10 protein-coding genes and 1 pseudogene are annotated in these 8,028 nt (G+C 71.8%); 9 read left to right on the top strand and 2 right to left on the bottom strand.

The window, feature by feature from the left end; all coding sequences use genetic code 11:
• Nucleotides 1–43: 43 nt before the first annotated feature.
• The 3 genes and pseudogenes from DKL51_RS24330 to DKL51_RS24320 form a co-directional block, all read left to right on the top strand.
• Nucleotides 44–733, top strand: a pseudogene (locus tag DKL51_RS24330) (M24 family metallopeptidase); the annotation flags it as partial.
• Nucleotides 730–1,872 carry an acyl-CoA dehydrogenase family protein gene (locus tag DKL51_RS24325; RefSeq protein WP_109943951.1) on the top strand — a complete coding sequence of 381 codons (1,143 nt, stop codon included), beginning with the start codon at nt 730–732 and terminating at the stop codon, nt 1,870–1,872. The pseudogene DKL51_RS24330 and the gene DKL51_RS24325, both read left to right, overlap by 4 nt.
• A 21-nt stretch (nt 1,873–1,893) precedes the next feature.
• Nucleotides 1,894–3,090 (top strand): RNA polymerase sigma factor, encoded by a 1,197-nt coding sequence (locus tag DKL51_RS24320; RefSeq protein ID WP_260428650.1) that lies wholly within the window; start codon nt 1,894–1,896, stop codon nt 3,088–3,090.
• Here the strand turns inward: DKL51_RS24320 and DKL51_RS24315 are convergent.
• Nucleotides 3,087–3,422: a YciI family protein gene (locus DKL51_RS24315; RefSeq protein WP_124812547.1), complete on the bottom strand. Its 336-nt coding sequence runs from the start codon at nt 3,420–3,422 to the stop codon at nt 3,087–3,089. The two genes, DKL51_RS24320 and DKL51_RS24315, sit on opposite strands and share 4 nt — an antisense overlap.
• Before the next feature lie 123 nt (nt 3,423–3,545).
• Between DKL51_RS24315 and DKL51_RS24310 the strand changes: the two genes are divergently transcribed.
• From DKL51_RS24310 to DKL51_RS24300, 3 genes are all read left to right on the top strand, one after another.
• Nucleotides 3,546–3,761, top strand: a complete 216-nt coding sequence (locus tag DKL51_RS24310) for a DUF433 domain-containing protein (RefSeq protein ID WP_109943952.1) — start codon at nt 3,546–3,548, stop codon at nt 3,759–3,761.
• A 59-nt stretch (nt 3,762–3,820) separates the two neighbouring features.
• Nucleotides 3,821–4,330, top strand: a complete 510-nt coding sequence (locus tag DKL51_RS24305; RefSeq protein ID WP_109943953.1) for an Lrp/AsnC family transcriptional regulator — start codon at nt 3,821–3,823, stop codon at nt 4,328–4,330.
• Nucleotides 4,331–4,622: 292 nt separating this feature from the next.
• Complete coding sequence (locus DKL51_RS24300; protein WP_109943954.1) at nt 4,623–6,326, top strand: CDP-glycerol glycerophosphotransferase family protein; 1,704 nt, start codon at nt 4,623–4,625, stop codon at nt 6,324–6,326.
• Nucleotides 6,327–6,415: 89 nt separating this feature from the next.
• On the opposite strand, the gene DKL51_RS24295 is transcribed toward DKL51_RS24300, so the two are convergent.
• Nucleotides 6,416–7,027: a histidine phosphatase family protein gene (locus DKL51_RS24295; protein WP_109943955.1), complete on the bottom strand. Its 612-nt coding sequence runs from the start codon at nt 7,025–7,027 to the stop codon at nt 6,416–6,418.
• A gap of 173 nt (nt 7,028–7,200) precedes the next feature.
• On the opposite strand from DKL51_RS24295, the gene DKL51_RS24290 reads away from it, so the two are divergent.
• From DKL51_RS24290 to DKL51_RS24280, 3 genes are all read left to right on the top strand, one after another.
• Nucleotides 7,201–7,389, top strand: coding sequence for a CsbD family protein (locus DKL51_RS24290; protein ID WP_109943956.1), 189 nt, complete (start codon nt 7,201–7,203; stop codon nt 7,387–7,389).
• Nucleotides 7,390–7,511: 122 nt separating this feature from the next.
• The gene (locus tag DKL51_RS24285; protein ID WP_109943957.1) at nt 7,512–7,847 is read left to right on the top strand and encodes a hypothetical protein; all 336 of its coding nucleotides are present in this window, start codon (nt 7,512–7,514) and stop codon (nt 7,845–7,847) included.
• A partial coding sequence (locus tag DKL51_RS24280; protein ID WP_124812546.1) for a MerR family transcriptional regulator occupies nt 7,844–8,028 on the top strand: 185 nt, incomplete at its 3' end. The genes DKL51_RS24285 and DKL51_RS24280, both read left to right, overlap by 4 nt.

Genomic DNA, 8,028 nt, shown 5'->3' with positions numbered 1-8,028 from the left:
GTCAAACTGGTAGGGGCCACCGTTCGAGCAGATCCGGGAGGATGTCGTGTCCCAACCCGCCGAGGTGGCCGCCCTGGCCGAGGCGGGCGCGGCGATCGACGCGGTGCACACCCGGATGGGGGAGTGGCTGCGCCCCGGCCGCACCGAGGCCGAGGTGGCCACCGACATCGCGGCGGCCATCCGTGCCGCCGGCCACGTGACCGTCGACTTCGTGATCGTCGCGGCCGGTCCGAACGGGGCCAGCCCGCACCACGGCACCTCCGACCGGCCGATCGGCGCCGGCGAGCCGGTGGTGGTGGACATCGGCGGCACCATGCCGTCCGGGTACCGATCCGACTGCACCCGCACCTACGTCGCCGGCGGCCCCGCCCCGGCGGAGTTCACCGACTACTACGCGGTACTGCAAAAGGCGCAGCGGGCCGCGGTGGCGGCGGTCCGCCCCGGGGTGACCGCCGAGGCGGTCGACGCGGTGGCCCGCGACGTCATCGCCGCCGCCGGGTACGGCGATGCCTTCCTGCACCGCACCGGGCACGGCATCGGCCTGGACGGCCACGAGGAGCCGTACGTCGTGGCCGGCAATCCCCGGCCGTTGGAGGCCGGTATGGCGTTCTCCATCGAACCCGGCATCTACCTGGCCGGGCGGCACGGCGCCCGGATCGAGGACATCGTCGTCTGCACAACGGACGGCGTGCAACGGCTCAACACCACCCCCACGGAGCTCATCGCGCTATGAACGTCGACCGGATCCTCCCCACCGACGAGGCCCACGACCTGCTGGACCTCGCCACCGAAATCGCCGACCGGGAACTCGCCCCGAAGGCGGCCGACTTCGAGGAGCGCGCCGAGTTCCCCCGTGAGGTGCTGCGCACCCTGGGCCGGGCCGGCCTGCTCGGCCTGCCCTACCCCGAGGAGTACGGCGGCGCCGCCCAGCCGTACGAGGTCTACCTGCAGGTGCTGGAGATCCTCGCCGGCCGCTGGCTCGCCGTCGCCGAGGCGGTCAGCGTGCACACCCTCTCCTGCTACCCGGTGGCCCAGTTCGGCACCGACGAGCAGCGCAAGCTCCTGCCCGACATGATCGGCGGCGAACTGCTCGGGGCGTACTGCCTCTCCGAGCCGCAGGGCGGCTCCGACGCCGCCGCCATGACCACGAGGGCGGTCCGCGACGGTGACGCGTACGTGGTCTCCGGCACCAAGGCGTGGATCACCCACGCCCGGGTCGCCGACTTCTACAACATCTTCTGCCGCACCGGCGGGCCCGGCCCGAAGGGCATCTCCTGCCTGCTCGCCGACCGGAACACCCCGGGCATCCACCCGCAGGCCGCCGAGCGCACCATGGGCCTGCACGCGTCCCCGGTCGCGCAGATCGCGTTCGACGACGCCCGGGTACCGGCCGACCGGCTGATCGGCGGCGAGGGGACGGGCTTCACCATTGCCATGTCGGCGCTGGACTCGGGCCGGCTTGGCATCGCCGCCTGCGCCGTCGGGCTGGCCCAGGCGGCGCTGGACTACGCCGTCGGCTACGCGAAGGAGCGGCAGCAGTTCGGCCGGGCGATCATCGACTTCCAGGGGCTCGGCTTCAACCTCGCCGATATGGCCACCCAGATCTCCGCCGCCCGGGCCCTGACGCTCGCCGCCGCCCGGCTGCGCGACGCCGGCCGGCCGTACTCGATCGAGGCGGCGAAGGCGAAGCTCTTCGCCACCGACGTGGCGATGCGGGTGACCACCGACGCGGTGCAGGTGCTCGGCGGCGCCGGCTACGTCGCCGACCACCCGGTCGAGCGGTACATGCGGGAGGCGAAGGTGCTCCAGATCGTCGAGGGCACCAACCAGATCCAGCGGATGGTCATCTCCCGCGCCCTCGCCAAGGGCTGAGCACGCCCGTAGCCTGTGCCGGTGACCGAGGCGAGGGCGGCACTCGACCGCGTCTGGCGGGCCGAGGCGTGCAGCATGCTCGGCGTGCTGACCCGCCGGCTCGGAGAGCTGGACCGGGCCGAGGAGGCCCTCCAGGACGCCGTCGGAGAGGCACTGCGGCGCTGGCCCTCCGACGGCGTACCGGACAACCCCTCGGGTTGGCTGGTCACGGTCGCCTGGCGAAAGGCCCTGGATCGGCTGCGTCGGGACGCCACGGGCCGGGAGAAGCTGGCCACCCTCGGGCACACGCCGCCGGCCGAGCCGACCGGCGACGACCGGCTGGCGCTGGTCCTCGCGTGCTGTCACCCGGCCCTGCCCGAGCCGTCCCAGGTGGCGCTGACCCTCAACGTGGTCAGCGGCCTGTCGGCCGAGCAGATCGCCGCCGCGTACCTGGTCCCCACCGCGACGATGGCCCAGCGCCTGGTCCGGGCGAAGCGGCAGCTGCGCGAGCGCGACGTCCGCTTCGACCTGCCGCCGCCGGAGGAGTACGGCCGGCGCCTGCCGTCCGTCCTCACGGTGGTGTACCTGGTCTTCAACGAGGGCTACCTCGCCTCGTCGACGGAGGCGCCGCAGCGGCGGGAGCTGGCCCGGGAGGGGCTCGACCTGGCCCGCCAGCTCGCCGACCTGATGCCGACCGAGCCGGAGGCGGCCGGCCTGGCCGCGTTGCTGGAGCTGCACGAGGCCCGCGCCGGGGCCCGGTTCGATGCCGCGGGCCGGATCGTCCTGCTCGAGGAGCAGGACCGCGGTCGCTGGGACACGGCCCTCATCGCCGCCGCGGTGGCCCGCCTGCGTCGCGCCGCCCGCCTGGGCCCGCCGGGCCCGTACCAGCTGCAGGCGGCCATCGCCGCGCAGCACGCCGTGGCCCCGTCGTACGACCGGACCGACTGGGTGGCGGTGCGGTCCCTCTACGACCGGCTGGCCGAGCTGCAGCCGACCCCCGTGGTACGACTCGGCCGCGCCGTCGTGAGCCGCTACACCCACGGGCCGGCGGTCGCCCTCGCCGAGGTCGACGATCTCGCCGACCGGCTGACCGGCTACCGGCTCTGGCATGCCACCCGGGCGGAGCTGCTGCGGGCGCTCGGGCGCGACGGCGAGGCGGTCGAGGCGACCCGGCGGGCGCTCGCGCTGGCCACCAACCCGGCCGAACGCGAGCTGCTCGCCCGCCGCCTCGTCGCCTAGCCCACGATCGGACGCACCTCGACGGTGTAGCCGGCGGCGATGGCCGGCCAGGTGGCCGCAACCGCGACCGTTTCGTCGAAATCGTCGGCCTCGAGGTGGATGTACCCGCCGATGATCTCCTTCAGTTCAAGGTACGGGCCGTCGGTCACCACCGGCTGGCCGTCCGCGCCCCGGCTGACGGTTCTCGCGACGTGCGGGGAGTCGAGCTTGGCGCCGCCCCGGACGACCTTGCCCGCGGCGTGCCACTTCTGCCACCAGGCGTCGACCTCGTCGATCAGTGCCGGGTCCTTTCCGGTCGAGTCGTCGCCCCAGATCACCATCGTGTAGCGCACGTGTCTCTCCTCGTTCGGTCCGGGCGGCCGGGTGCCACCCACTCGACTAGCTGACGTTCGGGCGGTGGCCCGACTCGACATCGCCCGGGCGAAAATTACGCCGAGGGTCACTAGCCTGGGGCGATGGCCTTCCCGCGGATCACCGTCGACCCCGACGTCATGGGGGGTGCGCCCTGCGTGCGGCAGTCGCGCATCCCTGTCGCCACGCTGCTGGCGATGATGGCCGAGGGGATGACGGTGACCGATATCCTCACCGACCTGCCGTTCCTCGACGAGGACGACATGGCCGAGGTGCTCAACTACGCCGCGGACGCGGTGCGCGACCGGACGGCCCGCTGAGCGTCACGCAGGGTGGCCCGGGGAGGCAGCGACCCGCGTTTGCGGGTAGGTTGCAGCCCGTGGAGGAGATCGACCGTGCCATCGTCGCCGCGTTGACCGGCGACGGTCGGCTGTCGTACACGGACCTCGCCGAGAAGGTGGGTCTGTCGGTGTCCGCCGTGCACCAGCGGGTCCGCCGGCTGGAGCAGCGCGGCGTCATCAAGGGGTACGCCGCGCGGGTCTCGTTCGAGGCCCTCGACCTGCCGCTGACCGCGTTCGTGGCGATCCGCCCGTTCGACCCGTCGCAGCCCGACGACGCGCCGGAGCGGCTGGCCCACCTGCCCGAGATCGACTCGTGCTACTCGGTGGCGGGGGAGGACTTCTATCTTCTGCTGGTCCGGGTGGCCGGCCCGGCGGACCTGGAGCGGGTGCTGCAGGAGATCCGTACCGCCGCCAACGTCACCACCCGCACGACGGTGGTCCTCTCCACGCCGTACGAGAACCGACCGCCGAAGGTCAGCCCGGAGCCCGTGAATCAGCACCGGCTCCGTGGCATCCCAGCTGAGTCAAGGGGTTCGCAGGCGGGTTGACCCCGCTCAGCGAGCGATGATCGCCGCCGTCGCCGGCCGGGGACGGCTGGCTCAGTCGCATGTGGTCATCGGTGAGCGCTCCCGGCAGGCGGACAAGATCGCGCCAAACGGGCCGAAAAAGTCGACGAACGGGCCACCCACGGGGCGGCCGACCGCCCCGGAGCGGATCTAGGATCCAACCCTGATTGTGCGGACGTGGAATCCGGACCATGAGCGGACGTCGGGCCTGTGGCGGGTTCTGTCCGTGCCTCGGCCCGCGAATCGCTCTGCATGTCGTCAACGGGAGGATGAGATGTACCGATGGGTGCGGTCCCGGTTCGCCGGATGGCTGGCGGAGGCGCGGACGTCGGCCGCGGGGGCGCGACTGCCCGCCTCGGGGGCCGAGGTGATGGCCCTTGCCGCTCTGCTGCTGGCGGCGGTGGGAAACTCCCGCCTCTGGGCGCTTCTCCCGGCCGCTCTCGCGCTCGGTCTGCTGGCCTGGACGTGGCGTGGCGGTTCGGTGTCCGCCGAAACGTCCGTTGTGGCGCGCATCCTCCTGCTCGCCTGCGCGTACGTGCTCGGCGCAGTACACGGCAGTCTTGATCCCGCCTTGGCCGGTGGTGTCGCCGTCGCAGCCCTGGCGGTTCTCAGCGAGCCGCTGTTGGCGGCCGTGTCCGATGCTGTCTACCCCGTCTCGGCCAACCTGTCCGGAAGCGGCTCACGGCCTGACCGTAGGCCCAACACGAGCCGCGTCGCGCTGGTCAACGGTGGTGCGGTTCTCGTGGTACTGGTCTGCGCGTTCACCAACATCTCTGGGGTGATCGCGCTGGCGGCAGCCAGCGCGACGCTCGGGTTGGCCCTGTTCACCGGGTTGCAGGCCCTGACGCGGGTGCGGGCGCGGCGCAGCAGTGAGACGAAACTGCATGCCGCGCTGACCGCCTACGAGCCGGTCTTTCTCGTGCACTGGGACGCACCCGCCGGCACCGCCTACCAGCTCGCGATGTGGTTGCCCTACCTGGAACGCCTCGGCAAGAAGTTCTTTGTTCTGGTTCGCAGCCAAACCACCTTCCATGAGGTGGTGGGTCTCACGAAGGCCCCGGTGGTACTGCGGATGGGGCTGAACCAGCTTGACGATGTCATCTCCCCGTCGCTACGGGCAGCCTTCTACGTCAATACCGCGACGATGAACAACCACGTTGTCCGGTATACAAACCTGACGCACATCCAGTTGAACCACGGCGACAGCGACAAGGTGCCGAGTCATAACCCGGTCTTCCGGGTCTACGACAAGAACTTCGTCGCCGGCCAGGCCGCGATCGACCGGTTCGCGGCCAACGGCGTAAGCATGCCCGCAGAGATGTTCACCATCGTCGGGCGGCCTCAGGTGGAGAACGTCGCCATCGCCACCGGGCCGATCGCCTCGGTCGCCAACCCTCGAGTCCTGTACGCGCCGACGTGGGCCGGCTTCTATGCCGACTCCAACTATTCGTCGCTGCTCGTCGGCTACGACATCGTCAAGGCGCTCGTCGCTCGAGGGTGCAGCGTGGTCTTCCGACCGCATCCATACAGCCGGCGGTCCGCCGAGTTGACCCGCGAGTGTGAGCGCATCCGGACGCTGCTGGCTGGCGACCGCCGGGCGAGCGGACGGCCACACGTCCTCGGAGCCGAGGCTGAGGTGGCGATGACGGTCGCAGACTGCTTCAACGCGTCGGACGCGATGGTGTCGGATGTATCAAGCGTGGTGGCGGAGTACCTGTACTCGGAGAAGCCCTTCGTGATGGTTGCCGTCTCGGTGCCGGCGGACCAGTTCCCGGAGGCGTTCCCGATTGCGCGGGCGGGCTACGTGATCGATGCGTACGGCGGCCGGCTGCAGGGACTCGACGCCGCCCTCGACGACCTCCTCGGCAGCGACCCCCTCGCCGCTACGCGCCGGGAACTCAAGAAGTACTACCTTGGGGACATTCCGGCGGACCGCTACGCGCAGCGCTTCCTCGACGAGGCCTCGCGCTACCTCTGATCCTGCGAGCGGCCTCGCCGTGATCGGCTCCGGTTTCAGCGCCGCTGAACCGGCGCCGATCGTTTGTGACGCGGCCACACCGCCCCGGATCAGTGCCGAGCTGCCCGGTCGGGGGCGCTCGCGGGCGGCGGCGGAGCCGGCTGGTTCCAACGTTGGATGACCCGCCGTCCGTGCTCGTGACCGAGCACGCTGACGGTGGTGGTGTCCAGCCGCAGCAGGCCACCGGCGGACGGGGGCAGGCCGATCCAGCGGGCGCCGAGCACCCGCAGGCTGTGCCCGTGGCCGACCACCGCGACGTTGCCCCGGTCGAGCAGGGGAGCGACCCGGGCGAGCACCCGGTCGAGCCGCTCGCCGACCTGCGCCGGTAACTCACCGCCGGGGGAGCCGTCGGTCCAGAGATTCCAGTGCGGATGGTCCTCGTGGATGTCGGCGGTGGTGATTCCCTCGTACTCGCCGTAGTTCCACTCGGCCAGGTCGGGGTCGGCGGCGTCGACGTGCAGGCCGGCCAGGTGGGCGGTGCGCAGCGCCCGCTGCCGCGGGCTGGAGAGCACCCGGACGAACCGCCGGCCGGCGAGCATCACACCGAGCGCCTTGGCCTGCCGCTCGCCGTCGGGGGTGAGCTCCAGATCGGTGTACGAGGTGTGCCGGTGGCTGGCACTCCAGGTGGTCTCGCCGTGGCGGATCAGCAGGATCTCTCCCATTCGTCCAGTTAACCAGGCCGGACGTTTCCCCGTTCACCTAGTGTCCTAGGACGGCGCAGCGATGGTGTCCGCGGCCCCGCCGACAGGCCGGCGTTTCACCGGCAGTTGGCCGGGGAGGCACCGGGGGAGCGGGCCGAACGGCCCGGAGCAGCACGGCAGCGAAGGGGAGTCCGATGAGCTTCACCGAGAAGGCGAAGAACAAGGCCCAGGAGCTGACCGGCGCCGCCAAGGAGCGGATGGGCGACGTCACTGACAACGAGCGGATGCGGGCGGAGGGCGCCAGCCAGCAGAGCACGGCGCGGGCCCGGCAGACCGGCGGGCGGCAACCCGGCCAGGACGTGCGGGCGTCGTTCCGGAAGTGACCCGTACGCTGGCGGGCTCCCGGGCGCTCGGGAGCCCGCCACCGTCCATCTGCGGTCCTGATCAGGGGCGGCTGCGCTCGGGGCTTGCATCCGGTACCCGGGTACGGGCTTACCGTCGAGCCATGAGCCCTATTGACGAGGGATGGGTGCCCGAGGCGTGCACCCTGCCCACCGCGCTACGGCCGCTGCGGGTGGCCGAGTTCGACGAGTTGTTCGCGACGGCGTTGCGCAGTCAGCGGCGGCTGTCGCCGACGGCAATGCGCTGGGAGTTGGCAGCCGGCACCGAGGCGGTGGTCCGCGACCTGGTCGCCCGCGAGTCCGCCTGCTGTTCCTTTTTCACCTTCGACGTCTCCGCCACGCCTGACGCCGTCGCGGTGGAGGTCCGCGTGCCGGTGGGCCAGGAGGAGATCCTGGACGGGCTCGCCGACCGTGGGCGAGGTCGGGGGACGGAGCGGTGAGCCGGTTGCGCAGCGGCGCGCTGGCCGCCGCGGCCGGGGTACACCCGCAGACCCTGCGCTATTACGAGCGGCGCGGTCTCCTGCCGCCGCCGGACCGGAGCCTGGGCGGGCACCGGCTCTATCCAGCGGAGGCGGTCACCGTGCTGCGCGTGATCAAGGCGGCCCAGCGGTTGGGGTTCAC

Source organism: Micromonospora globispora (assembly GCF_003857015.1).
Classification (GTDB): domain Bacteria; phylum Actinomycetota; class Actinomycetes; order Mycobacteriales; family Micromonosporaceae; genus Micromonospora; species Micromonospora globispora.
The sequence above is the reverse complement of the archived record's forward strand: the minus strand, read 5'-3'. Positions and strand labels throughout refer to the sequence as shown.

Excerpts from the sequence above, each read along its gene's own strand:
- DKL51_RS24310 (WP_109943952.1), top strand. The coding sequence starts at position 3,546 with ATGGCCTTCCCGCGGATCACCGTCGACCCCGACGTCATGGGGGGTGCG.
- DKL51_RS24325 (WP_109943951.1), top strand. The coding sequence starts at position 730 with ATGAACGTCGACCGGATCCTCCCCACCGACGAGGCCCACGACCTGCTG.
- DKL51_RS24290 (WP_109943956.1), top strand. The coding sequence starts at position 7,201 with ATGAGCTTCACCGAGAAGGCGAAGAACAAGGCCCAGGAGCTGACCGGC.
- DKL51_RS24295 (WP_109943955.1), bottom strand. The coding sequence starts at position 7,027 with ATGGGAGAGATCCTGCTGATCCGCCACGGCGAGACCACCTGGAGTGCC.
- DKL51_RS24300 (WP_109943954.1), top strand. The coding sequence starts at position 4,623 with ATGTACCGATGGGTGCGGTCCCGGTTCGCCGGATGGCTGGCGGAGGCG.
- DKL51_RS24285 (WP_109943957.1), top strand. The coding sequence starts at position 7,512 with ATGAGCCCTATTGACGAGGGATGGGTGCCCGAGGCGTGCACCCTGCCC.